The sequence below is a fragment of the Pseudomonadota bacterium genome (genome assembly GCA_022572885.1).
Classification (GTDB): domain Bacteria; phylum Pseudomonadota; class Gammaproteobacteria; order Steroidobacterales; family MnTg04; genus MnTg04.
In genome coordinates, this window is record JACZVC010000002.1 from 41,848 (window position 1) to 65,505 (window position 23,658).

At 59.0% G+C, this 23,658-nt stretch carries 22 protein-coding genes and 1 tRNA gene; 14 read left to right on the forward strand and 9 right to left on the reverse strand.

The features are described 5' to 3' along the window. Positions 1-11: 11 nt before the first annotated feature. Positions 12-1,130, forward strand: a complete 1,119-nt coding sequence (gene lptF / locus IIA05_01035) for an LPS export ABC transporter permease LptF (GenBank protein ID MCH9025684.1) — start codon at positions 12-14, stop codon at positions 1,128-1,130. Continuing rightward, positions 1,127-2,197, forward strand: a complete 1,071-nt coding sequence (gene lptG, locus IIA05_01040; protein MCH9025685.1) for an LPS export ABC transporter permease LptG — start codon at positions 1,127-1,129, stop codon at positions 2,195-2,197. Before lptF ends, lptG begins: the two co-directional genes overlap by 4 nt. Here lptG and IIA05_01045 read toward each other — a convergent pair. The 3 genes from IIA05_01045 to IIA05_01055 are packed head-to-tail and all read right to left on the reverse strand — an operon-like array spanning position 2,191 to position 5,778. After that, complete coding sequence (locus IIA05_01045) at positions 2,191-2,619, reverse strand: RDD family protein (protein MCH9025686.1); 429 nt, start codon at positions 2,617-2,619, stop codon at positions 2,191-2,193. The two genes, lptG and IIA05_01045, sit on opposite strands and share 7 nt — an antisense overlap. Positions 2,620-2,662: 43 nt before the next feature. Continuing rightward, positions 2,663-4,690: a hypothetical protein gene (locus tag IIA05_01050; protein MCH9025687.1), complete on the reverse strand. Its 2,028-nt coding sequence runs from the start codon at positions 4,688-4,690 to the stop codon at positions 2,663-2,665. Further along, positions 4,675-5,778: a hypothetical protein gene (locus tag IIA05_01055; GenBank protein MCH9025688.1), complete on the reverse strand. Its 1,104-nt coding sequence runs from the start codon at positions 5,776-5,778 to the stop codon at positions 4,675-4,677. The genes IIA05_01050 and IIA05_01055 overlap by 16 nt, the downstream gene beginning before the upstream one ends. A 273-nt stretch (positions 5,779-6,051) precedes the next feature. Between IIA05_01055 and IIA05_01060 the strand changes: the two genes are divergently transcribed. Further along, positions 6,052-6,360, forward strand: a complete 309-nt coding sequence (locus tag IIA05_01060; protein ID MCH9025689.1) for a hypothetical protein — start codon at positions 6,052-6,054, stop codon at positions 6,358-6,360. Positions 6,361-6,404: 44 nt separating this feature from the next. On the opposite strand, the gene IIA05_01065 is transcribed toward IIA05_01060, so the two are convergent. The 3 genes from IIA05_01065 to IIA05_01075 form a co-directional block, all read right to left on the reverse strand. Next, complete coding sequence (locus IIA05_01065; GenBank protein ID MCH9025690.1) at positions 6,405-8,669, reverse strand: tetratricopeptide repeat protein; 2,265 nt, start codon at positions 8,667-8,669, stop codon at positions 6,405-6,407. Between the two features lie 12 nt (positions 8,670-8,681). After that, entirely contained in the window at positions 8,682-9,044 is a 363-nt protein-coding gene (gene queD, locus IIA05_01070) for a 6-carboxytetrahydropterin synthase QueD (protein MCH9025691.1), read from the reverse strand. 93 nt (positions 9,045-9,137) lie between these two features. Then, positions 9,138-11,438 carry a winged helix-turn-helix domain-containing protein gene (locus IIA05_01075; GenBank protein ID MCH9025692.1) on the reverse strand — a complete coding sequence of 767 codons (2,301 nt, stop codon included), beginning with the start codon at positions 11,436-11,438 and terminating at the stop codon, positions 9,138-9,140. A 254-nt stretch (positions 11,439-11,692) separates the two neighbouring features. Here IIA05_01075 and IIA05_01080 point away from each other — a divergent pair, with 254 nt between their 5' ends. After that, complete coding sequence (locus tag IIA05_01080; GenBank protein MCH9025693.1) at positions 11,693-12,481, forward strand: hypothetical protein; 789 nt, start codon at positions 11,693-11,695, stop codon at positions 12,479-12,481. Between the two features lie 359 nt (positions 12,482-12,840). Here the strand turns inward: IIA05_01080 and IIA05_01085 are convergent. After that, a tRNA-Glu gene (locus tag IIA05_01085) sits at positions 12,841-12,915 on the reverse strand. Positions 12,916-12,995: 80 nt separating this feature from the next. Between IIA05_01085 and pcnB the strand changes: the two genes are divergently transcribed. From pcnB to IIA05_01115, 6 genes are all read left to right on the forward strand, one after another. Continuing rightward, positions 12,996-14,345 carry a polynucleotide adenylyltransferase PcnB gene (gene pcnB / locus IIA05_01090; GenBank protein ID MCH9025694.1) on the forward strand — a complete coding sequence of 450 codons (1,350 nt, stop codon included), beginning with the start codon at positions 12,996-12,998 and terminating at the stop codon, positions 14,343-14,345. A 15-nt stretch (positions 14,346-14,360) separates the two neighbouring features. Continuing rightward, entirely contained in the window at positions 14,361-14,867 is a 507-nt protein-coding gene (gene folK / locus IIA05_01095; protein ID MCH9025695.1) for a 2-amino-4-hydroxy-6-hydroxymethyldihydropteridine diphosphokinase, read from the forward strand. Then, positions 14,864-15,517: a deoxynucleoside kinase gene (locus IIA05_01100; GenBank protein MCH9025696.1), complete on the forward strand. Its 654-nt coding sequence runs from the start codon at positions 14,864-14,866 to the stop codon at positions 15,515-15,517. The genes folK and IIA05_01100 overlap by 4 nt, the downstream gene beginning before the upstream one ends. Positions 15,518-15,528: 11 nt before the next feature. Further along, a complete protein-coding gene (gene panB, locus IIA05_01105) occupies positions 15,529-16,359 on the forward strand; it encodes a 3-methyl-2-oxobutanoate hydroxymethyltransferase (protein ID MCH9025697.1) in 831 nt (276 codons plus the stop codon). Then, entirely contained in the window at positions 16,359-17,207 is an 849-nt protein-coding gene (locus IIA05_01110; GenBank protein MCH9025698.1) for a pantoate--beta-alanine ligase, read from the forward strand. Before panB ends, IIA05_01110 begins: the two co-directional genes overlap by 1 nt. A gap of 96 nt (positions 17,208-17,303) precedes the next feature. Beyond that, positions 17,304-17,684, forward strand: coding sequence for an aspartate 1-decarboxylase (locus IIA05_01115; protein MCH9025699.1), 381 nt, complete (start codon positions 17,304-17,306; stop codon positions 17,682-17,684). A gap of 54 nt (positions 17,685-17,738) precedes the next feature. Here IIA05_01115 and IIA05_01120 read toward each other — a convergent pair whose 3' ends face one another. Both IIA05_01120 and queG read right to left on the reverse strand, forming a co-directional pair. Next, positions 17,739-18,695 (reverse strand): GGDEF domain-containing protein, encoded by a 957-nt coding sequence (locus tag IIA05_01120; GenBank protein ID MCH9025700.1) that lies wholly within the window; start codon positions 18,693-18,695, stop codon positions 17,739-17,741. Between the two features lie 133 nt (positions 18,696-18,828). After that, a complete protein-coding gene (gene queG / locus IIA05_01125; protein ID MCH9025701.1) occupies positions 18,829-19,920 on the reverse strand; it encodes a tRNA epoxyqueuosine(34) reductase QueG in 1,092 nt (363 codons plus the stop codon). Between the two features lie 71 nt (positions 19,921-19,991). Here queG and IIA05_01130 point away from each other — a divergent pair, with 71 nt between their 5' ends. The 4 genes from IIA05_01130 to IIA05_01145 all read left to right on the forward strand — a co-directional run bounded on the left by IIA05_01130 (position 19,992) and on the right by IIA05_01145 (position 23,652). Further along, the gene (locus IIA05_01130) at positions 19,992-20,135 is read left to right on the forward strand and encodes a DUF3024 domain-containing protein (GenBank protein ID MCH9025702.1); all 144 of its coding nucleotides are present in this window, start codon (positions 19,992-19,994) and stop codon (positions 20,133-20,135) included. Positions 20,136-20,217: 82 nt separating this feature from the next. Further along, positions 20,218-21,699, forward strand: a complete 1,482-nt coding sequence (locus IIA05_01135) for an NAD(P)H-hydrate dehydratase (protein MCH9025703.1) — start codon at positions 20,218-20,220, stop codon at positions 21,697-21,699. Then, complete coding sequence (tsaE, locus tag IIA05_01140; protein MCH9025704.1) at positions 21,678-22,160, forward strand: tRNA (adenosine(37)-N6)-threonylcarbamoyltransferase complex ATPase subunit type 1 TsaE; 483 nt, start codon at positions 21,678-21,680, stop codon at positions 22,158-22,160. Before IIA05_01135 ends, tsaE begins: the two co-directional genes overlap by 22 nt. Positions 22,161-22,353: 193 nt before the next feature. Then, positions 22,354-23,652 carry an N-acetylmuramoyl-L-alanine amidase gene (locus IIA05_01145; GenBank protein MCH9025705.1) on the forward strand — a complete coding sequence of 433 codons (1,299 nt, stop codon included), beginning with the start codon at positions 22,354-22,356 and terminating at the stop codon, positions 23,650-23,652. Positions 23,653-23,658: the final 6 nt, after the last annotated feature.

Genomic DNA, 23,658 nt, shown 5'->3' on the forward strand with positions numbered 1-23,658 from the left:
GGTCATATTGGATGCTATTACTGAGAATTACAGACCGGTATATCTTTCGTGAGGTCGTCACGGTCTGGCTGATGGTGACCTTTGTGCTGTTGTTTTTCCTGTTCAGCAATGTTGTTGCGAGATTGCTGGCCAGCGCTGCCGCCAACGATTTTGCCCGTGAAAGTCTTGGGGTGCTGCTGGGTCTGACCAGCGTCCGCTTTCTGACCACGCTGATTCCGTTTGCGCTGTTTCTCGCGATGATGCTGGCGCTTGGCCGCATGTACCAGGACAGCGAAATGCCGGCTTTTCAAGCCTGTGGCATCGGACCGAAACGTCTTTATCGTCCCTTGTTCATGGTGGCCCTGCCGGTAACCGCCTTGATGACCTGGCTGTCGGTGGATCTGGATCCCTGGGCCGCAAACCAGCGTTTCAAACTGGAGCGCGCAGACCAGGCGGCACTGGCATTCGGTAACCTCGAGGCCGGCCAGTTCAGGACCCTGGGCAGCGGCAATACCGTGTTTTATGCCGAACGCGTGGACCAGGATGGTCAGTTGCACAATCTTTTCATACGCCGTGAAATTGCGGATCGGCTGGAGATCGTCGTCGCGGAACGCGGCGTGCAGCAAGTCGACGAACACGGCTCGCAAAGCCTGATACTTTTCAATGGCAGGCGCTACGAAGGCATTCCGGGAGAAGCTGCATTCCGCACCATGGAGTTTTCCGAACACGGCATCCCGATCGGCCTACCCGAGCCCGATCTGGAGTCTGACGACCTGGAACTGATGTCGACGGCCGAATTGCTGGGCGCCACCGATATTGAGCGCCGGACTGAACTGCATTGGCGCCTGTCGCAGCCGGTGTCCGTGCTGGCGCTGACCTTGCTGGTCGTACCATTGAGCCGAACCGATCCACGCCGCGGACGATACGGCAAACTGATATTCGCAGTACTGATTTACCTGATTTACTCGAACCTGATGGCCACGGCCCGGATCATGATGGACCAGGCGGTGGTTCCGTTCTGGCTGGGTACCTGGTGGGTGCACGCGTTGGTGGTTTTGCTTGCCGTGATGCTGTTCGTCCAACAACGCTTGCGCATGGTCTGGCCGATGAGAAAAAAATTGCCGGCGGATTGCGGGGCGCCGGACGCATGAACATTTTCGACCGTTACCTGATGAGAGCGACCTTGCAAGGATGTGGCGTGATACTGATGGTCCTGGCCGCACTCACCTTGTTTGTCAATTTTATCGGCCAGTCGAAATACGTCGGCAACGGCGCCTATGGCATCGGGGATGCTTTCGTGTTCGCCTTGCTGACCCTGCCATCGCAGATTTACCAGGCCATGCCCATCATCGCCTTGCTGGGTGCGCTGATCGGGCTGGGCGGCCTGGCCGCCCACAGCGAGTTGCATGTGATCCGTTTGTCCGGCGCGTCGGTCTGGCGCCTGGCCAGGTCCGTGTTGATGGCGGGCAGCGTGCTGATGGTGCTGACCGGAGCCTTTGGCGAGTTCATCGCGCCGCCGCTCGATCAGGCCGCGCGCCAGTTTCGCACGCTGAAGCAACATCAGAAAATCAGCATTGCTGGTTCCAACACCAGCGCCTGGATCAAGGAAGGCAACGATATAATCAGCATCGACCAGATGATGAGCGGCGGGCAGGTCGGCGGCCTGTATATATATCGCTTCGATGATCAGCGTCGCCTGCGGTCGGTGATTCGCGCAGATGGCGCGCGCACCAATGAAGAAGGCGACTGGTTCCTGGAAAACATGCGCGAAAGCCAGTTGAGCGAAGATGGCATATCGACGTTTTCGGCGGCGCAAACCGCAAGCCCGGGTTTGTTACAGCCTGATCTCCTGGAACTGTCGGCGATCGATACCGATCATCTGTCGGCTCGCGGTCTCTATGAGTATTACCACTACCTGCGTAAAAACGATCTTGAAACCAGTCATTACGAGCAGGCGTTCTGGACGCGCATCGCGACCACCGCATCGGTTCCCCTGATGCTGCTGCTGGCGTTGCCGTTCGTGCTCGGTCCCATGCAACGCAGCGGCATCGGTGCGCGACTGGTGGCCGGTATCGTTATCGGGATGAGTTATCGCCTGGGTTCGCGCAGCCTCTATTATTCGGGCGATGTTTACGATCTGGACCCGCTGCTGGTCGGCTGGGGTCCGGTCGTGCTGCTTGCCGTGCTGGTTACCGTGGGCTTGAGCCGGGTTCACTGATCGGGGCGGTCTGCATTGGCCAGTTCGGTTCCCGACCAGAGGTCGTGCCAGGCCAGCCGGCGGTCGCTGCGCAGAGTCCACCAGAACCCGAGGCCGAGTGGCGCCCACGAAAGTAGTGAAAACAATAGCCGCAAGCTGACATCGCTCAGGGTCAGCGCCTGGCCATCGGAGCGGATCAGCCGGATCTTCCAGGCCCGCATGCCCAGCGTCTGCCCGCGTACTAACCAGAAACCGGCAAAGTAACCGGCGACCACCGCGAGCAGGTAAAGCCGGTAGGCGATATTGTCGATTTCGATAGCGCGGTGGGTTATCGGCATCAGCAGGGCGGTCGCCAGCATCAACAGGCCCAGCAGCAGTAAGGAGTCATACAATATTGCGCCCAGTCGGCGCAGCAGACCCGGTCTCGTGTCAGCGGTACCCATCGCGCCGGCAGTTTAGATCAACGGTGGCGGGATGCACCAGCGTTTATCGCCGGTTGCCCGAGCCGTTGACGGTGAAACGCCAGCCGATCGTTAGCAGCAGCATTCCCAGCAGCCAGCTCAGGCCGCCGCCACCACCTGATGGTGGCGGTGGTGATGGAGGCGGCGGTGGCGGGGGGATGGCCGCGGCACAGGCGGCGGTTTCCGCCGGTGCGGGGTCGGTGCTGTTCGGCGCCACGAAAACCTGCAGCGTGCAATCCACGCCGCCGATGTCACCGGCGACCCCAAACTGATCCTCGTAATTGATCCAGGCGCCGTTCGACCAGTCCACCGCGGTCGCCGGGTTGGCATCCAGCGTAGCCACCGCAAAATCGAGATTGCTGATCGCCAGGACCGCGGGCACGGCGCTGCTGATACTGAGGTTGGCCGGTATCGTGAAAACGGCCACGACCGCGTCGTCCGCATAACGCAGGTAACCGTTCGGTGCTCCGCCAGGCTGATTCAGCCAGGCGGATGCCGTATTGATCGGTATGGATACCGCGGGTTCGCCCGCGACGGTGGGCAGTTCCAGTCGGGCGCTGCCGGTCGCGCCATCAACGGTTTGCCCCTGATATCGGATGATATTTCCGATAGAGTTCCGAAAGCGCATGGGCTTGTTGAAAGCCAGCCACAACCGGTAATCGCCGCCGGGCACCATTGCGCTACTGCTGGTCACGGATAGGGTCCTGTTGTTGCCGCCCGCCGAGACCCAGCTCGCTGCGTAAACGATGTTGCCGGTCGCCGCTTCGCTGATCTGCACCGCTTGAATCCTGGGCGGCGCGGCCTGGCGGTAGAAACCCAGCCATAGCATGCTGGTGATATCGTCGCGCATCCGGGCCACCTGGCTGTCGGGCAGGATGAAGCCGCTGTGGCCATGGGTACTGGTGCCACCGTAGTCCTGGGCGCCGTTCAACGGTTCCGTCTCCAGGGTCCAGGATGGAATCTGGTAGGTGTAGGCGAAATAATCCGCTGTTGTGCCGATACCCTGGTTACCGACCTCGTTGGGCCCGTCCCGGCCATCGCGGTAAATCCTCGGCGACGCCACCCGCATGCGGTTCATCAGCGCCACGGTGATGTTGTCACGGCGGGTATTGCCGGTGAGCGGCGTGAAATATATCTGGGTAAATGAATGGATATCGGTGTACATCCGCAGCCGATCCTCCGGTCCCAGGGCGGCGCCGTTCTGCAAAGCCAGTATTTCAGGTTCCGAGGCCACGCTCAGGCTGCGAAAAATCAGGCTGGTCTCGCGACCCTGGCCCCATGAGCCATTGTTCAGGCCAAAGCCAAACGCGTTGTTGCGGTTGAGATCGACGCCCCAGAAATTATCGCCAACGGTGGTCAGGTCCGCATCGACCACGCCCAGTGACACCGGGTTTCGCAGGTTTTTCCGGCGCATGCGGCCATCCCTCGGCTGACCGGGGTCCGCCGTGACGCTGAGCGGAAAACTCTGTGTCTGGATAAAACTGTCGATATTGAGAACCGGCAGGATTACGACATTGAGATTTTCGGCCAGGTACTGGCCCACACCGCCATCGGCCTTGTTCTCGATCAGCGTCTCGAACAATTCGGTCGAGGCTTCCGGAGTTTGCCATTCACGGGGATGAGTGCCGGTGTTGACCATGACCGCGGGCTCAGGCAGCCCATCTACAGTCAGCGAATCTGCAGTATCGCCAAGCCGGTAGGCCCAGATATTCCGGCCCGAAAGCGTCTGACCGACAATGGTGCCGGTGACTTGGTCGGTGTTCGCTATCATCAAGGCTTGGTGCTGCATATGCAAACTGACATATTCACGGAACCCGTCCACCGCGGTCAGCGAGGCGACCGGCAACGGCGGCGGAAAGCCCAGCGCGATATTCAGGCCGCTGCTGTCATTCTCGGTATAGGTGAACCGGACATCGCCGCAACCGGGCGCAAACGGGTTGACGATCTCGTTGAACTGGTCGAACAGACACTGGGCGCCTGCGTTGGCCGAGACCAGCAGGCCGGCCACGACACCCAAGCGAGTCAGCACGGAGCGATTCACAGGGCCAGCCATTGCGCGATCTCCTGTCTGAGATTTGCCGATAAACGCGGATTGGCCGCCAGCCGGCCAAGTTCCGCCCTGGCCGCGGGGCTGGCGTGGAGCCGCAGCGCCAGGACGGCTGTGCGCCTTTGCGCTCCTGCGCTGTCATCGAGGATCACACCGCCGAGGCGTCGAATATCAGACAGATCGCCGTACCTCGCCAGCGCGCCGGCGGCCGAGGCGCCATGTTGCGGGTCAGCCAGCAGCGCAAACAATTGTTCTTTGGCGCCGGCGTAGCCGGCCTGTAAACGGCCGATGGAGAGAATCGCCGCCGATGCCAGTTGATCGCGTTGCCGGACCAGGTCGAGGATCGCCAGGCTTTGCGCGGAATCCAGCGATTGTTCCAGATCGCGCATCATATCGATGACCACAGCCGCGGGGGCCTGGATGGCCAGTTGCCGGTACAAACCTACATCGCCCAGTCGCCTCGCGATCAGCAGCACGCCGCCGGCGAGTCGGGGCTGATCATCGAAGGCGGATGAAATCTGCGGGCGCCAGGCTCGCAATTCGGCTGGCGAAAGCTCGGCCAACGCCTGTTCCAGACCGGCGGCGATGTGCCGGTTCTCGTCCAGGTCAGCGGACCAGGCGGGCAACGGCGCCTGGCCGCGGGCAATCTTCCTGAGGATTTCGCCGCGGGCAGCTTGTATGCGCCAGTTTCCCAGGGTCAGCCGGGCAGCCGAGGCGACATCGTGCAGCGCGACGGTCAACCGGTGGTTGCCCTCCGTGAGAATCGTCGTCGATTCTGACTGATAACCCAGCAGTTCCTTGACCGCTTGGGTTGTTTGATCATCAGGGGTGGCCAACGATCCGAGCGCCAGCAGCCCCTCATAGAGCAGGTGCTCCCGCGCATTCACTGTCAGCGCCGGGTCTGAGCTGACCTCAAGAAGCCATGTCCTGGCGGCGGGCTGGCGGTCGTTCGACACGATATCGCCAAGTTGCTGCAGGCGCGCAGCCGCCTGCGCCTCGTTGGCCGGTGCCGCCGTGGGCGCTAACGTTGCCACGGACATCAACAGGCTGACCAAAATCGGGGCCACTCGTGGCTGCGATGGTTTTGCTGGCATGTTCCGGGCTCCCGAAGATTTCTATGGCTGATTTTGTTTATTTGTACCGTTATTCCGGTGCGACTGATAGCCCGGTTGCGAGTTCCCCAGCGAGCAAATTTGTCAGATTAGATTCGGACCAATTTGCATAAGCCACAAAATTGTATATATTGTTTAGCCAGCCTGTTGAATTGCATACGGAATTGCCCGATACAGGTCTTGGCCGCACGCCAAGAGAGCCTCATAAAAGTCGGCAACCATGATAAATGGTCCGAATATAACCAAGGGGACAAGATGTTGGATACCAAAGAGCGATTTTTCCGGGCAACCCTGGAGTTGGCCGGTTCCGGATCCATTAAAAAGCGCCTGGTCGGCGCCTATATTGGCCACCTGGGTGATCTGGAACCAGATCAATTACCCAAAAGCGCCAGGAGCAAGTTCGAGCGTCTGACCGGTGATTTGACCCGGGTCACGGCGATCAACGGTGAAGGGCCTGTCTTCGCCAGCGTCCGGAAAATGTCGAAAGAAGAAGCGGACTGCGCCGCCGAGACCATTGTCAGCCTGTATGGTCAGCTAGCGGCATCGCGTAGCAAGAATTTGTAGTTTGCGTTCCTGCCAGCGTTGACGATCGCCCGGCGGGCGTAGCGCTAACGCTTGCGCAACCAGAACTCGTACATGCCGGCAAACAACGCCGGATTTTCCTGCTCGAGCTGATGCCAGTCGTCGAGACTGTCCATTCGCGGATTGCCGGCGAAGCGTTGCAGATATAATTTGTCTGCGCGGCCCGGGCCAGGGTCAAAGCCGATCAATTCCAGGCCGAGTTCATCGAGACAGTCGCCGATCTGCGGCAACGTAAAGCGGTGTTCCTGCACGTGAAACAACAAGTCTCTGCAGGTGGACAAGGAGAAAAAATCCAGGTTCTTGCGGATACCGGCGGCCGCGTGGCCGTCCGCCAGCGCCAGGATGTCTGCCCTGGACTTCCGGATGTCATCCGCGGTGACCGACTCGGCCGCAGGCAGGATTTGCCTTGCGGCCAGGACATCCGTTCTCCCGAGTTCGCTGTACAGACCGATGCGCATCAGGCCGTCGTCCCTGAGCAGACCGACCAGCACCCGCCAGCCGGCCACCGGGTCGGCCAAGTGATGCAGCACGCCTGAGCATTCGATCAAGTCGAATTTTCGCTCCAGCGCCGCGAGGTGCAAAATATCCGCGTGCAGAAAATCGATGTTGTCCTGACCGAGCCGTTGGTTCATCTGCTGCGCATACGCCAGGCTGGCCCGGCTCAAGTCGACCGCCAGTACCTTGCTGTCTTTGAATTTGGCGGCGGTTTCGATCGCGTGCCGGCCGGTGCCGCAACCGGCGATCAGGATCTCGGGACGGGCGGGTTTGGCCAGCCCCGCCGGGTCCAGCAACGGGAACACGGAGCGAATCTGCGATACGAAATCCTTGCCGTTTTCACGGCTGGCGGTCTGCCAGCGCGGATAGGGGTTGTCCTCATACAGCCTGCGGACCTTTCTGGAAACCTCGTCGTCGATTGTTGCGAGCGACTCCATTTGGCCGGCAAGCCGCTCGCGTTCTATGGCGTCGGTTAATTGCAAGCGGTATAAATCCGCGCAAGCGGGATTGTCGCTCAGCGCTTGCCGCAGAGCTTCGGGGAATTCCGTGATCGGGCGATAACAGGCGGCGAGCAAGACGCGCCAGGAATCGTTGCCGGTCGCCTCGCCAAGCAAGCCGTCAACCGCCACTATTTCTTCGTGATCGGCCAGCCACAGGTACTCGTTGGCATGCAGCTGACGGGCCAGGGCTTGAAGAAACCCGGTCAGTTTGGTTCGGATGGCGCCAGCGGGCGGGGCAGCCGTCGCCCACAGCAGAATCTTGCGCCGGCTCGCTTTCAGCAAGGTTTCCATCGCCGCATCCGCCGCCAGGCAGTGGCGCAGGACGGCGAGCAGCAGCGGCTCGCAAAGCTGCTCGAGCAGTTGCTCGACCGGGAATTGGTCGATGTTTGATGCCGTCCCATCCGCCTGTAGCAGGCAAAAACCCGCTTTCGCCCTCAGGTAATTCAGCGCCGGCCGCAACAACAACTCGAGGTTCAAGTCTGTCGCGGAAAATAGCGCCAGCAGTTCCTTTTCGAGTTCGGCATCGTCGCCGGCGGGCTGGCAGCGGCCGAGCGCTACGGCATAGGAAATACGATAAGCCGCATTCGCCGGCGCAAGTTCGCAAGCCGCGCGGAAATGTTTGCGCATAGGCTCGTACTGCTGCCGGTCGGCCAGCGCCAGGGCCAAAGAGAAATGCGCCTCGTGATGATCCGGCCGGTAATGCAGCGCCTGCTGGAAGGCCTCGATCGCATCCGGATTTCGCAGCGCCGAAAAAATCAGGCCGAGGTTGTAAGCGGCATCGGCATCCGCCGGCGCGACCGACAAACAGCGCACCAGGTTTTCCACCGCACTGGCATAATCACCGGTCTGCATCAGCGTCACACCCAGGTTATAAAGCGCGTCCGGAAAGTCCGGTTGGCAGGACAAGGCGTTTTCGAATTCCGTGATCGCCTGTTTGCTTTGTCCCATGGCCAGCAATAAATTGGCGAGATTGGAATGCGCGGCAGCTGCCTGCGGGTGCAGAACTAGGGTGCGCCCCAGTGTTGCCTCGGCCTCGCCGGGCTCGCCCGCACGGCGTTGCAGGCTGGCCAGCGTGAGCAGGGCTTCGAGATCGTCGGGTGCCTGGTCCAGCGCGCGCCGGATATGGACCAGCGCCGAATCAGTTTTACCACTTGCCCCCAACAGGGCCGCCATCAGGCGATTGGCGGCCGGGTGCGCGGGCTGCTCTGTCAGAATCTCGGCACAAAGACCGTGCGCCTGGTCGATCTGGCCCTGCTGGTAACAAGCGATCGCCTGGTTGAGTTTTTGCTCCGGCAAGACTGGGCCTGGTCAGGCAGACGGGCCGGTATAACTGCAGCCTGAGTTACAGGTTTCGCAAACCACGACCCGGCACAGGCCGGTGAGATCGCCGATCAGCCGCTGCCAGATCCAGCGCGCCAGGTTTTCGCTGGTCGGATTTTCCAGGCCCGGGATGTCGTTGAGATAATGGTGATCGAGTTGCTCGAACAAAGGCTGGAATGCTTTTTTTAGCTCGGCAAAATCCATGACCCAGCCGCTGTCGCCACCGGCATCGCCGGACACGTGCACCTCGATCCGGAACGAATGCCCATGCAGACGGCTGCACTTATGATCTTCGGGCACGTTTGGCAAACGATGCGCCGCTTCGATCTGAAAGCCCTTGAAGATTTCCATGCGCAGAGTTTAATCGAATCGGAAGATTTTCGCGGAGAAAATGCCGGGCGGTCTTGCGCTTGAACGATGGGTCCTGAATGCACCCAGCGCGGCTCAATAATTTAGAGCGCTATGGCTGCCCACATATAATTCACGTCCTGCCGGGAGATCAATGAGCGCCCGCTGCCTGGCCAGTTCATCCTCAAGTTCGGCGAGCACGGCGGCGAAACCCGGATGTCCCCGCAAGCCATCGGGGACCGGGTCGATCCTGATGTGCCACGCGTACCGGAAGCCCTTTTCAACGGCGGCGGCAAGATCTGCAACGCCTTCGTCGGGCCGCCCTTGCAGAGCATGGATCGCAGCCCGGAAATAAAGGACGCTGGGTGTCCCGACGTCGCGTTGTATCCAATAATCGAGAAACTCCGAGGTCTCTGTGAGCAAGGCGTCTGCGGCGCTGGAATTCCCCGCATTATCATCGATGTATGCCTTGTACACAGCAGGTAAGGCAGCCATCATCAATTGACCTCTGGTAAGCCATTTCCCGCGAACCAGGAATGGATCGGCCGATGGCAATGGGCCATTTGCTTCGGGCATTTGGTCAAGTACTTGCTGCGCGTAGTCGTGCAAACCGGCCATCGTTGCGTGGGCGACTACCAGGTGCGCCAATTCCGGGTCTACTGGCCAGTTCCTGATGTGCGCCCTCGCGCCGTCGATATTTTCGGTCGCCAGCAGATAGCTTGATCGGGTCCAGTAAGTGTACTGATCGTTCGGAAAATCTCGCTCGGCCTGTCGAATCAGCAACTCGCTACTCGAAGGTGCGTCGATTTGAATATAAATGTTCGCCATCATCCCTGGCAGCCAGCTCATGTGGCGGATCGTGTACGGATGCTGAAGCGCACGATCCAGGCGCGGACCCAGGTTTATCGCCTGGTCGAGTTGTCCGGCGTCTCTGTGTGCGACTATGAGGTTGTTCAGCGCGGAGACATGGGTTGGTATCAGATGCAGTTGAGCATTCAGAAACCGGGATGCACTATCGAAGTCCCTTACCATCATGCTGGACATTGCTGCTGTTGCCAGGAACTCGGTGGAGAAGGGCGCGAGTTCGGCGGCGCGCCGAGCGTAGCCGGCCGCGAGGTGGAATTCTCCGAAGGTGTCGACGGTTCGGGACAACCATCTTAAAACCATCGGGCTATCGGCATTCAGGGCAAGTGAGTGTTCATACGCAGCCCGTGCCATGACGGGGTCGCGCTCGAAATCATGGATCAAACCCATGGCCGCGTATGCCTCGGCCGAGTCCGGGTCCAGTGCCAGTGCCCGCTGAATGGCAACACGACCATCATCAAGGCTCCTCTCCTTTGCGGCCTGATCCGTTCCGTACGAAAACCGCAGGGCCAATGCGAGGGCCAGCCCTGTCCAGCCGTCGACAAAGTCCGGATCCGCATCGACCGCCGCCCGCAACGCGGCGATTGATTTAACCATTACCGACAGCGAATCTGCTAACGTGGACACGCCCTCGCTAGGCTTAAAGCGACGCTGCATGTAGTAACGACCGAGGACTGCCAGTTCCCTTGGGTCGAGACTTTGTCCTTCGAGCTCGGCAAGCTCCTGGCTCCAGCTCCCCGCCACATCGAGTTCCTGTTCGAGTCGCAAGATCAGTTCGTCGGTGGACACGCCCTCATCAGACACATTTGCATCTACCGGGATGCTCGCGCGAAGCGTCTCCGATTCCGGGTCGACCACATCCAGAGTAGTGCGCCCCGAGGCATCGGCTCTGAGGATGAGAACTGCATCCACCCCTAACGAGCGACCCGTGGCCACATAGGGTCCGAGATTCTCGCCGCCATACACGGGCACATCCGGAATGACGACGGTCACATCGTCGAAGTAGATAAGGCGCTCCACCAGCTGATCAGAAATACGCTGCAGAATCTCGTCCGAGTTCGCCGATTGCGATACTGCGGGCATCATCGCCAGGCTCAACGATGGTTGTATCTCGGCGACGCCTCGTCTATCCACGTATACCATCACCCAGGCAGCCGCCGCGATGATCAGCGTCATAGCGATTGCCGCACGCTTCCCGGCCGAACGGGACATCGAGAGCCATCGCCTCGCCGGTAATTTTACGTCGCCGGATTCCGAATCAGATTCGTAGCGGACGCTCGCCACGAGCCGGTATCCCCTCTTCGGGATGGTCTCCAGATATTTCGGTCGATGGGAATCGTCGCCGAGTGCGCGACGGATGGCTCCGATCGCCTGATAAAGAGTCTCCGGTGCGACCTGTATATCCGCCCATACTGCGTCCATGAGTTCGTCGGGACCGACGACTTCACCCGCATGGTCCGCAAGCACCCGCAGCAGGTCCATGGCCCGCGGCGTAAGGTGGACTGTTTGGCCATCCCGAGTCAATTGACCCATCGATGGGTCAACGGTCCAGTCCCCAATCAACATATTCGGCTGTCGAGACATACCGCATCGATTCCGATTGGCGAAGAAACCTAGGTTACGCCTGCAGTCGGCTGGCTACCAGTGATTCGCTGACCGAGCAAGAAAAATGCTCAGACAAATTTCAGGATTTTTTCAGGTTTTTCCTGCCACCAGGACGTATAAATCAATGTCGGAGTGAATATGCACGAAATCCATTTCAAACCCGATTTCGTCGGAGGAATATTATGTTAAGCAAATTTCGTGTTATGGCTGTGACCATAGCTATAGCTGTAATTACGCTGGGCCTTGCAGCCGTGCCGGCGTTGGCTGACCAACCCGACCCGAACACCGGTTGCCATGGGCCGCACAAAGGTTGTAACGGCGGTGACCGCGACGAAACTTTTTACGACGTGGTGATCGGCCCAATGTCTGCTAGTGGCGATTTTATTGCTGGCGAAAGTGACGACGATCACCCCTGGCTTACCTTCGGGAACGGAACGTCGATTGGCCTAGGTGATGCGACACTGTCGCCGCCAGGACCTGCCCGGCCAGGGATTGGTGAGTTCACGGATCTGAGCTTTTTCCATACCCTACCGGGTGATTCTCCTCCATTTCCTCCATTCTCAACCACGCAGGGCAAGAAGTGCTTTCCGAAGGACGGGGACGAGGAGAAGGACGAGGACGAGAAGAATCACAGGGACGTCGGCACCTTTTCGATACATCAGGGGCGCGTTCAAGAGGGACGGGGCGGCAGAGCGCAAGCCAGCTTTTGGTTCCATGGCTTCACGCACACCGAAGTTGACGAGGAAATCGTGACGGTTCTTTATGCCCTCCTGTTGACCGGGGATACGATATCGTTGCCTCCTACTGGAGGTGAATCTGTTGTGATAGCCATGACGGCCTGGCAGTTGACCGCAACGAACAAAGGGCAGGCTGTAAAGAGCGCCTCTTGTATCGGCGATGGGGAGGTGTATGTCAATGTTACGGTCACTGAACATGACCCTGATGCTGAACATGGACATGATCATGATTGATGATGTACCAGAATAGTCGACTAAGATAAAAGCTGATTCCTCACTCTGAAATTCGACGCCTGGACGACCCCTGGGGCTAAATAGCCTTCCAGGGGTCGTTTTCTTTCGGCGGCCTGATAGGCAACGACCTGTGCGGGTGGCTTGATCGGGCCATCTGAGAGAAATATGGGGGGTTGAGATTTAGCTCCACGAAGGTCTGCTTTTCTAATCGGGTGCCAATATGAAGCTTTTGGCGGTGAGAACACAGAGTGATCACATAGCCTGTGCCGACGGCGCCGGACCATTTAGACCGTAGTCAATGCCAGAAATATTTCCGCGGAAACATTCTCTCGAATTTACATTGGAAAGTTTCCAAATTATGGCGCTCCCTAGGGGAATCGAACCCCTGTTTTCGGCGTGAGAGGCCAACGTCCTGACCGCTAGACGAAGGGAGCGCTGTGGTTCTGGGTGCCGCCGGTGGCGGTGGGATGGTATTATACGGCCCCGTCTGATTTGCTCAACCGGAGCATCCCATTTGAGTGACCAAACAGGGCGAAACACCCATCGCCCGTCGATTATTCCCCGTTCAGATCATACGGTGTCGCGGGCCAATATCTCGAACAATGCCATCAAGGTCTTGCACCGGCTGCACAAGGGCGGTTTCCAGTCTTTTTTGGTCGGTGGCTGTGTCCGTGACTTGCTGCTCAGGCATCAGCCCAAGGATTTCGATGTTGCGACCGATGCCAGCCCCGATGAAGTTCGCAAGCTGTTTCGCAACTGCCGCCTGATCGGCCGCCGGTTTCGCCTGGCGCACATTCATTTTGGCCGCGAAATCATCGAGGTCGCCACGTTCAGGGCGACCCATGACGAACTGGATGACGACGATATCCGCGGGCAGACGGACGCAGGCGGGCGCATCCTGCGCGACAACCGCTATGGCAAGCTCGAAGACGATGTCTGGCGGCGCGATTTTACCGCCAATGCGCTGTACTACACGCTCGATGGTTACAGCATCTGGGATTTCGTCGGCGGGTTTAAAGATGTCGAACAACGCGTGCTCAGGGTCATCGGCGATCCCGAGACCCGCTATCGCGAAGATCCGGTCCGCATGCTGCGCGCCGTGCGTTTTGCCGCCAAGCTTGACTTTTCGATCGACGATCCATCGGAGGTGCCGTTGTGGGAACTGGGGCACTTGCTCGAAGGTGTGCCGCCCGCGCGTCTTTATGAGGAAATCATCAAGATGTTCCTGGCCGGCCGTGCGGTCGAGAGTTTACGACTACTCGAACATTATCGTCTGCTTGCCCATCTTTTCCCGGCGCTGGTTTCCGAGTCGGGGAAAGATACAGACAGTCAGTTCAGGAAACTGTTGCTCGAGGGTCTCGCGACCACGGATCAGCGGGTCAGGGAAGACAAACCGGTCACGACGTTCTTTTTGTTCGCGGTTCTCCTCTGGGCGCCTATCAAAAGACGTTTCGACCGGTTGCACGGCAGTGGCATGCCGCCGATTCCGGCCATGCAACAGGCGGTCGAGGACATCGTCAAGGCACAGCAATCGCAGATCAGCGTTCCGCGACGTACAACCATCCCGATGAAGGAAATGCTGGCCTTGCAATCGCGTTTCAACGTGCGCAAGGGCGTTCGCAGCCTGCGCTTTTTGCATCACCCGCGGTTTCGTGCCGCCTATGACTTCATGTTGTTAAGGGCATCCAGTGGCGATTTCGATACGCAAGCCGCGCAGTGGTGGACAGACATACAACTGGCCGATGACAAAACCCAGCGTGAAATGGCGCAGGTCGGGCGCGGCGCCGGTTCCGGCAAACGCAAGCGCCGCCCGCGGCGGCGGGGCGCGCGCAAGCGTTCAGCCGGGCAGGGCGGCCAGGAATAACCGGGTATTGCGACGATGCGCTGGCAACCCGCGTATGTTGGCCTGGGCAGCAACCTGGACGATCCTTGCGGGCAGCTTCGCTGGGCCATGGCCAAACTCAAACAGCGGTCCGATATACGCAGCCTGACCTGTTCCGGCATTTACCTCAGCGCGCCGATGGGCCCGCCGGATCAGCCCGATTTCCACAATGCGGTTTGTGGCTTGCTGACCAGTCTGTCCGCCGCGAACCTGCTCAGCGTGCTGCACGAACTGGAAGCGCAAAGGGGCAGACGGCGAAGTCAGCGCTGGGGCCCGCGCACCCTGGACCTCGACCTGCTCGTGTATGGCCGCGAGCTCAGTGATGACGCCGAGCTGAGGTTGCCGCATCCTGGTGTTCATGAACGCAGTTTTGTCCTGTATCCTCTGGCAGAAATCGCTCCGGCCCTTGAAATACCTGGGCGGGGAAGAGTGAGCCAACTGGCGGCCGCTTGCGGACGACAAGGTTTGCAGCGCTATGCCGATACAGGAGACAGCAATACATGATTGTCGCCAGTCCGCGTTATATCGTGGTGGAAGGCCCGATTGGCGTCGGCAAGACCAGCCTCGCCAGGCGCCTGGCGGACAGTTTCGCTTGCGACCTGGTCGAAGAAAAGCCCTGGTCGAACCCATTCCTCGAGCGGTTTTACCAGGACCCGCGCGGCGGCGCGTTGCCGGTGCAATTGTTTTTCTTGTTTCAGCGCGCCCGTCAGCTTGAGGAGGAACGCCAGCGCGACCTGTTCAGCCCGGTCAAGGTGGCCGACTACCTGATGGAGAAGGACCGGCTGTTCGCGGAACTGATACTGGACCCGCAGGAGTGGGAGTTGTATCAGCAGATCTATGAGCGCCTCGATATTCAGCCGCCGACCCCCGATTTGGTGATCTACCTCCAGGCGCCGGTCAAGGTATTGCTGGAAAGAGTCGCCAGGCGCGGCGTCAGATTTGAACAATTGATAAAGCGTGACTACCTTGAGCAACTGATGGAAGCTTATGCCCGATTTTTTCACCAGTACGACGAATCGCCGTTACTGATTATCAACACGGCGGATATCGATCCGGTGGGCAACGATACTGATTTCCAGCAGTTGCTGGAGCAGGTGAATTCGATTCGCAGCGGCCGGCATTTTTACAACCCGGTTAGTCGCAGCATCGCCTGACAGGAGACCGCATGTATACGCATTTGCAACAAAGAGACTCGGACAAGCCGCCGGTAACGATCTCGACGCTCGAAAAAATGAAGGCAGAGGGGATGCCGATCGCCTGCCTGACCGCATACGATGCAAGTTTTGCCAACCTGGTGGATGAGGCCGGCGTCGACCTGGTGCTGGCCGGCGATTCGCTGGGCATGGTGATCCAGGGGCATCCGACGACGGTGCCGGTCACCGTCGATGACGTCGTTTATCACTGCAAGGCAGTTGCCCGCGGCCTGACCCGGTCGTTCCTGGTCGGTGACCTGCCGTTTCTCAGTTATACGACGCCGCAGCAGGCCATGGGTAATTCAAGGCGCCTGATGCAGGAAGGGCGCGCCAAGATGGTCAAACTCGAAGGCGGGGCGATGCAGGTGGAAATCGTCGAATACCTGGCCTCGCGGGATGTGCCGGTCTGTGCCCACATCGGCCTGAAACCCCAGTCGGTACACAAGCTTGGCGGTTACAAGATCCAGGGGCGCGACCCCGCGACCGCGAAACAAATGCTCGCGGATGCCAGGGCGCTGGAAAACGCGGGTGCCGACATCGTCTTGCTCGAATGCATCCCCAACGAACTCGGCGCCAGGATTACCAGCGAACTCAAGGTGCCGGTGATTGGCATCGGTGCGGGTCCGGATGTCGACGGCCAGATCCTGGTCCTGTACGACATCCTGAATATTACGATCGGTCGCAAGCCGCGCTTTGCACAGGATTTCACGATTGGCGGCCGCAGCCCGATCGACGCGGTCAAGGCCTATGTCGAAGCCGTGCGCAGCGGCGACTACCCGGCGCCGGAGCATTGTTTCAGTTAATGCAGACCATAACTTCCGTTGAGCTGCTGCAGAGCCAGATCGCCCAGTGGAAAAGCCGGGGGCACACGATCGGCCTGGTGCCGACCATGGGCGACTTGCACGAAGGCCACCTGAGCCTGGTCCGGCTGGCCCGTGAACAGGCTGATCGCCTGGTGGTCAGCATTTTTGTCAACCCGCTGCAATTCGGGCCTGACGAGGATTTCGATCGTTATCCACGGAAACTGGGCGCCGATTCCGGCCTGCTGGAAAAAGAGCAAGTCGATGCTGTGTATGCGCCAGGCCAAGCGGCGATGTATCCGCAAGGTGGACAATCCGTGCCGCAGGCCTCGGCCGGCGAACTCGGCGGTATCCTGTGTGGCGCCAGCAGGCCTGGCCATTTCGATGGCGTTGCGACGGCCGTGAATCGTTTGTTTGAGGTTGTGCAACCGGATTTGGCGGTGTTTGGGCTAAAGGATTACCAGCAGCTATTGGTGATACGCCAACTGGTGGCCGAACGGGATCTGGCGGTTGATATCCTCGGTGGACCGACCTGCCGGGAAGCGGACGGCCTGGCAATGAGCACGCGCAACCGTTATCTGAATGCAAAGGAAAGGGCGGTTGCGCCACGCCTTTATGCTGAACTGCAGACAGCGGCGGCGCTGATCAGAGCCGGCTCGCCGGCGCGTGTACAAATACTCGAGCGGGCGGTTGAAAATCTTGCCGCGGCAGGTTTTCGGCCGATCTATTTCGAGTTGCGCCGGGCCACCGATCTGTCGGTAGCGGGCAAAAAAGACCAGGACCTTGCGCTGTTGACCGCCGCTTGCCTCGGCAAAACTCGCTTGATCGATAACCTGTTGTTTTCGTTATAATCGCTTGTAGTTGCCTCGGACCGTCGGTAAAATTTCGCGCCAGCGATGGGTAGGCTAAAGTGCGCCTGGGCCGTAACAAATGACAGGAAGACCTAAATGCAGCTCACCTTGTTGACCGCAAAACTGCACCGCGCGTGCGTTACCCATGCCGAGCTCGATTACGAGGGCTCATGCGCAATCGATACGAATCTGCTCGATGCCGCCGGCATCAAGGAATATGAGCAAATTCAGATTTATAACATCGCGAATGGTGAGCGCTTTACGACCTATGCGATTCGGGCGGAACACGGATCTAAAATCGTATCGGTAAACGGGGCGGCGGCCCACAAGGCGTCCCCCGGCGATCGCCTGATTATTTGCACCTACGCGGCGATGTCTGAGCAGGAGGCCAGCAGGCACCAGCCGCGGCTGGTTTATCTGAACGAGCGCAACGAGATCACGCGTACCGCCAACACCACCCCGGTGCAGGCGGCCTGAGCTTTTCCCAGGAGCCTAGCGACGAACACTGGAGTCCGGCAATCGCCTAGCGGGCTAGCCGGCGATCTGGTTACGACCACTGAGCTTGGCCCGGTAGAGCGCGGAGTCGGCTCGCTGCAATAATGTTTCCAGCACGTCGCCCGGTTGCATCTCGGCGATGCCCATTGAGATGGTGACTTTGAACGGCGGTCCTTGGTCGCCCAGGGGATCGCCTTCCTCAACGGCCTTGCGGACCCGTTCGCCACACTGTAACGCTTGCTCTATTTTCGTATCCGGCAGCAAAACCACGAATTCATCGCCGCCATAACGCGCGATCATATCGGTCGGCCGGAACTGGCCACACAGCGAATCCGCAACGAAGCAGAGTGCTTCATCGCCGGCCAGGTGCCCATAGCGGTCGTTGAAGCGCTTGAAATAATCGACATCGACGATTCCCAGGCAGGCCGGGTCGGCATCGGTCTGACAGCGTTTAATCTTGCGTCTGAACATGTCTTCCATCCAGTGGCGATTTTTCAGGTTGGTCAAGGCGTCGGTTATCGCGTTGCGCTCGAATTGTTTGAGGGCGCCGACATTGTCCATAATGACCTGGTTGTCAAAACGGACCCGCGACGACAGCACGGTCAGGAGGTTCCTGGCAAAGTTATGCGAGGTGTTGATCAAGGTCCACAGCAAATCGTGACTGATTACCACCAGGTGGCTGTCTTCGGCTGCGACCACATAGGCCGATGGGTCCCGGTCCTCGATTATCGACATTTCACCGACGCACGAGCCCTGCGGGAGTTTGGTCAGAGGCGCATTGCTGAGACTGTTGAGGTGAACTTGCAGGCTGCCGCTGAGAATCAGGTAAACCTTGTCGTTTTCCTTATCCGGCGAGAGCAGGAGGTCGCCTGATTTCAGATCCAGTCTCTCCGTGTCTTGCAGGCAGGACGCCACGAGTTCCGGATCTACTCCCTGGAACAGTTCCATGCTGCTGGACAGCATACGATATAAGGCGCTGGTTGATGCAGCCACTGCGTCCTCCCGACCATGTACTTAAGTACAACAACTTATGTCATCCGCGGGGCATGAGCCTCGAGACATAAGTCCTCGTCCACATTTGAGGATAAAGGGATTTCAGGGATTTTCTTTGAAGTAGTTCCGCTTTTTACATATTGCACGACGATTTACGCCGGTTTTTTCCGGAAATCAGTTTTTCCAGCGCCCATTCGATGTGTTCCCTGACCATCTCATCCGGGTGGTCCTTGCGTGACCTGAGGGTGGCGATGACCTCCTTTGAAGGTTCGGCATTGCCTAATGCCACGGCCACGTTGCGTAGCCAGCCCGCATAACCGGCCCTGCGGATCGCACTGCCTTTGGTTTTTTGCAGAAACTCGTTTTCGCTCCACGCGAACAACTCGACCAGTTTTTTCCGATCGAGTTCATGACGAGGCTGGAAATCCCGTTCGCAGCTCAGTTTCGCGAACTTGTTCCAGGGGCAGACAAGCTGGCAGTCGTCGCACCCGTAAATACGGTTGCCCATCGCTTCCCGAAATTCAACCGGGATGGCGCCGCGATTTTCGATGGTGAGGTAAGAGATGCAGCGGCGGGCATCGACCTGGTACGGCGCGATAATCGCCTGGGTCGGACAAACATCCAGGCAGGCGCGGCAGGATCCACAATGATTGGCGACCGGCTGGTCTGGCGGCAATGGCAGATCTACAAAAATTTCACCAAGAAAAAACCAGGAGCCAGCCTCACGGTTGATCAGGTTTGTGTGTTTGCCGATCCAGCCGAGCCCCGAATTTCTGGCCAGCGCTTTTTCCAGTACCGGCGCGCTATCGACAAAAACCCGGTAACCGAGTTTGCCAATGGCTTGCCGGATGCGCTCCGCCAGCTTCGCCAAACGGGGCCTGAGCAGTTTGTGATAATCACGGCCCAGCGCGTAACGCGACACATAGGCACGATCTCGTTGTGCCAGCGTTTGCCACGCGTCCGCCGCATCGGGCCAGTAATCCATGCGAGCGCTGATCACGCTGAGCGTTCCTGGCAGCAATTCGGCGGGCCGGCTGCGCATCGTGCCGTGACGCACCATGTAATCCATCGTGCCATGCCGTCCGGCGGCCAGCCATCGTTTTAGATGCTGTTCATCCTCATCGAGCTCTATCGAGCCAAAGCCGATTTGCTGAAAACCCAGTTCATTGCCCCAGCGGCGAATCTGGTCCGCGAGCCCGGCTAAATTGTTTGGCGTGATATTCATATTAACGACATTATAATAAGCATTCGATGCCATGTTCTCCCAAGTATTGAAGACAACTGTTTTAGCCGCCCCTGTTTGGCCCACAGAATGGCGGGGGGAGGCCGGGAGCGGGCTTATCGAATTGGGACCGTTACGATCCGAATGCGGAGGTACGAAGTGTTGAGGAGTTTCTTAAGGTTGTTGAGCAGGATAAGTATTGTTGTTTCTATGGCTAGCCATTGGGCGCGAAACCAGGTGATGCAGTTCGCTCCCTACGGTCGCCGGACCGGCGTGACCGCCGGCCGCTGATCACGCGACATGCAACGGCTCCCCAAAAACCTGTATCTGGCCAGCCAGGTTCGTGAATTCGACCGGCGGGCGATCGAGGATCATGCGCTACCCGGTTATACATTGATGACCCGCGCGGGTGAAGCCGTGTACACGGTTATTGGCGAGCGCTGGCCGGAGGCGCGCACGCTGGCCATCGTCTGCGGGGCTGGCAATAATGCGGGGGACGGGCTGGTGGTTGCCCGGCTGGCGTTGGCCGCGGACCTGACCGTGCATCTGCTGACCTTGCACCCGATCGACCGGCTAGGCGGTGACGCGGCGAAGGCCTGTCAGGATTTCAAAGCCGCCGGTGGCGAGGCGGTCGAATTCTCCGAATCGCTGTTGGCCGGCGCAGATGTGATTGTCGATGGCATCCTGGGCACCGGGCTGGACCGACCGGTTGGCGGCGCATTTGCCCAGGCCATCGCAGCCATCAACGAACAGGGCAAGCCGGTTCTTGCACTGGATATACCCAGCGGACTGTCGGCCGATACGGGCTTGCCGATGGGGGTGACGATCAAGGCGGCAGCAACGGTCAGTTTCGTCGCGCTCAAAGCCGGGCTTTTCCTCGGATCAGGACCAGGCTTTTGCGGCGAGATCTTTTTTGCCGGGCTGGATGTCCCGGATGTGGTTTACGACCACGCCGACCCGGTCGCCGAATTGTTGCAAGAAGATGAGATCCTGGAGTTGTTGCCGGCGCGCGCGAAAACCGCGCACAAAGGTGACTTCGGCCATGTCCTGATCGTGGGCGGCGGGCCGGGAATGCCGGGCGCGGCATGCCTCGCGGGTGAAGCGGCGTTGCGCAGCGGCGCGGGTTTGGTCAGTGTTGCCACCCACCCCGGGCACCTGGATTTTTTCGCCAGCCGGCCCGAATTGATGTGCCATGGGATCGATGAGCCCGGTCAACTCACAGCATTGATAGAAAAAGCCGATGTTATTGCGCTGGGGCCTGGACTGGGGCAAAGCGACTGGGCAAGACCGCTTTGGGACGCAGTCATCGCAGGCGATCGTCCGCTGGTTATCGACGCCGACGGTCTAAACTGGCTGGCGCAGTTTCCGGCGCGAAGAAACGACTGGATACTGACTCCGCACCCGGGCGAGGCGGCGCGGCTTCTCGAGACCGATGGCAAGGCGATACAGGCGGACAGGTTGGCGGCCGTGCGGAGTTTGCAAGGGAAATATGGCGGCGTGGCTGTACTGAAAGGAGCCGGAACCCTGCTCAGCGATGGCAACGGCTCACCGGCATTATGCCGGTTCGGTAATCCCGGCATGGCCGTGCCCGGGATGGGCGATGTATTGACCGGTTTGATCGCAGGACTGCTGGCGCAAACGCGGGATACGATCCGCAGCGCCAGGGTGGGTGTGCTGGTACATGCCCTGGCCGGCGATAACGCCAGCGGCAATGGCGAGCGCGGACTGGTGGCCGGCGATTTGATGGAGTGGATAAGAAAATGGGTAAACCCGAAAGCTTGAGCTGGCAGCTGGCGAATGAGCAGGAAACGGAAGCAGCCGGCGCTTTGCTCGCTGATCGGCTCGCGCCGTTCACCGAGCCGATGTTGCTGGGTCTGACTGGCTCGCTGGGTGCCGGGAAAACCACGCTGGCCAGGGGACTCCTCAAGGCTCTTGGCGTTAATGGGCGAATCAAAAGCCCGACATTCACGCTGATCGAACCCTACGAGACGACGAGCGGCCCGGTTCACCACCTGGATCTTTATCGCCTGGATGACCCGGGTGAGCTGGAATTTCTGGGTCTGTCGGATTTTCTCGATGAGCCCGGCCTGGTGCTGGTCGAATGGCCGGAAAAAGCGCCGGTGTTGATGAAACGCCTGGATTATCAGCTCGCGCTGGCCTTTTCGGGTGAGCAAAGAACGCTGAGCATCACCGGTTCGGGCAAGGCCGCAAGCCGGATGCTGGCGTCGCTGCCGCCTTGGTGAAATATGCGGGTTAGCATTGTCCGGCGATGAGCGTTTGCGGGAAGGACTTTAAAGATTAACGGTAATCTGATGTTTAATAACAAGAAAACATCAGAAAAAAGTTGAACAAAAAGAAAAACCGTTCTAGTGTTAGCCCAGACTTGAAAAGGGATTTTGCAAAATGGGCTTCATCAGGGTCGCGTACAAGCTGATGATGGTTGTGTTGCTGGGTTTGTTCTGGGCTTCCCAGACCGTCGCAACCGTCAATATCCAGGGGATTCGCCTGTGGGCGGCGCCGGATAATACGCGCGTAGTTTTGGATCTGGACCGGTCCGCCGCGCACGATCTGATGATTCTTGAATCGCCCAACCGCGTGGTCATCGATATCGCCGGTGGGGCGCTGAACAAAGATTGGGTCCAGCTTCCTGCCGCTCAGGGCCTGGTTGCCAATATCCGCAGCGGACGCCGAAATGACGGCAGTCTGCGTATAGTGCTGGATGTCAGCGAGAAGGTGCGGCCTAAAAGTTTTTTGCTAAAACCAAACGAGAAATACGGTTACCGGCTGGTCATCGATCTGGTCGCGGCCAAAAAACAAAAACCGGTTCGCCAATTGAGCGCTGCAAACCTGCAGGGACGAGATGTCGTAATCGCTATCGACGCGGGCCATGGTGGCGAGGATCCTGGTGCGCTTGGCCGCAGGGGTACGCGTGAAAAAGACGTAGTCCTGCAAATCGCCAGGCGCCTGGCAAGTAAAGTTGACGAACGGCCGGGTATGCGCGCTTTCCTGGTTCGCGATGGCGACTATTTTCTGCCTCTCGCAAAACGCATGGAAAAGGCTCGCCAGAAAAGAGCCGACTTGTTTATCTCGATACACGCAGATTCGTTTTCCAACCGCAAGGCTCGCGGCGCTTCGGTTTATGTGCTTTCGGAAAAAGGCGCCAGCGACGAGGCAGCCCGCCTCTTGGCCGAAAGAGAAAATGCTTCCGATCTGATTGGCGGGGTTTCACTGGCCGATAAAGACGATGTATTGGCTTCGGTATTGCTCGACCTGTCTCAGTCATATGCGATCAGCGCCAGCATGAACGTGGCCGATAGTGTTCTGGAACAGTTGGGTGCTGTCGGTTTCGTGCACAAGCCAAAGATATTGCAAGCCAATTTCCTGGTGCTGAAATCACCCGATATCCCCTCCATACTGGTGGAAACCGCATTTATCTCCAATCCGCAGGAAGAAAAAAAGCTGCGTGACAAGGCCCACCAGGACAGGCTGGCGGGCGCTATCCTCAATGGCCTGGTGGTCTATCTGCATGCCAACCCGCCGGCAGGAACGCTGCTGGCGCGTGGCGATCTGCCAAACCCGAAACTGGAAACAGCGCATGTGATCCAGCGCGGGGATACCCTGAGCGGTATCGCCAGCCATTACCGGGTCTCGCTGCGCAAGCTGCGCGAGTACAACAGCTTGGGTGGCGACCGCATCATGGTCGGCCAGGTCTTGCAGATTCCCATTCGTTACTGAATCCGC

What these genes read in the sequence shown, in the direction of transcription:
- lptF (MCH9025684.1), top strand. Translation starts at nt 12, where the DNA reads ATGCTATTACTGAGAATTACAGACCGGTATATCTTTCGTGAGGTCGTC.
- lptG (MCH9025685.1), top strand. Translation starts at nt 1,127, where the DNA reads ATGAACATTTTCGACCGTTACCTGATGAGAGCGACCTTGCAAGGATGT.
- IIA05_01045 (MCH9025686.1), bottom strand. Translation starts at nt 2,619, where the DNA reads ATGGGTACCGCTGACACGAGACCGGGTCTGCTGCGCCGACTGGGCGCA.
- IIA05_01050 (MCH9025687.1), bottom strand. Translation starts at nt 4,690, where the DNA reads ATGGCTGGCCCTGTGAATCGCTCCGTGCTGACTCGCTTGGGTGTCGTG.
- IIA05_01055 (MCH9025688.1), bottom strand. Translation starts at nt 5,778, where the DNA reads ATGCCAGCAAAACCATCGCAGCCACGAGTGGCCCCGATTTTGGTCAGC.
- IIA05_01060 (MCH9025689.1), top strand. Translation starts at nt 6,052, where the DNA reads ATGTTGGATACCAAAGAGCGATTTTTCCGGGCAACCCTGGAGTTGGCC.
- queD (MCH9025691.1), bottom strand. Translation starts at nt 9,044, where the DNA reads ATGGAAATCTTCAAGGGCTTTCAGATCGAAGCGGCGCATCGTTTGCCA.
- IIA05_01075 (MCH9025692.1), bottom strand. Translation starts at nt 11,438, where the DNA reads ATGGGTCAATTGACTCGGGATGGCCAAACAGTCCACCTTACGCCGCGG.
- IIA05_01080 (MCH9025693.1), top strand. Translation starts at nt 11,693, where the DNA reads ATGTTAAGCAAATTTCGTGTTATGGCTGTGACCATAGCTATAGCTGTA.
- folK (MCH9025695.1), top strand. Translation starts at nt 14,361, where the DNA reads ATGCGCTGGCAACCCGCGTATGTTGGCCTGGGCAGCAACCTGGACGAT.
- IIA05_01100 (MCH9025696.1), top strand. Translation starts at nt 14,864, where the DNA reads ATGATTGTCGCCAGTCCGCGTTATATCGTGGTGGAAGGCCCGATTGGC.
- panB (MCH9025697.1), top strand. Translation starts at nt 15,529, where the DNA reads ATGTATACGCATTTGCAACAAAGAGACTCGGACAAGCCGCCGGTAACG.
- IIA05_01110 (MCH9025698.1), top strand. Translation starts at nt 16,359, where the DNA reads ATGCAGACCATAACTTCCGTTGAGCTGCTGCAGAGCCAGATCGCCCAG.
- IIA05_01115 (MCH9025699.1), top strand. Translation starts at nt 17,304, where the DNA reads ATGCAGCTCACCTTGTTGACCGCAAAACTGCACCGCGCGTGCGTTACC.
- queG (MCH9025701.1), bottom strand. Translation starts at nt 19,920, where the DNA reads ATGAATATCACGCCAAACAATTTAGCCGGGCTCGCGGACCAGATTCGC.
- IIA05_01135 (MCH9025703.1), top strand. Translation starts at nt 20,218, where the DNA reads ATGCAACGGCTCCCCAAAAACCTGTATCTGGCCAGCCAGGTTCGTGAA.
- tsaE (MCH9025704.1), top strand. Translation starts at nt 21,678, where the DNA reads ATGGGTAAACCCGAAAGCTTGAGCTGGCAGCTGGCGAATGAGCAGGAA.
- IIA05_01145 (MCH9025705.1), top strand. Translation starts at nt 22,354, where the DNA reads ATGGTTGTGTTGCTGGGTTTGTTCTGGGCTTCCCAGACCGTCGCAACC.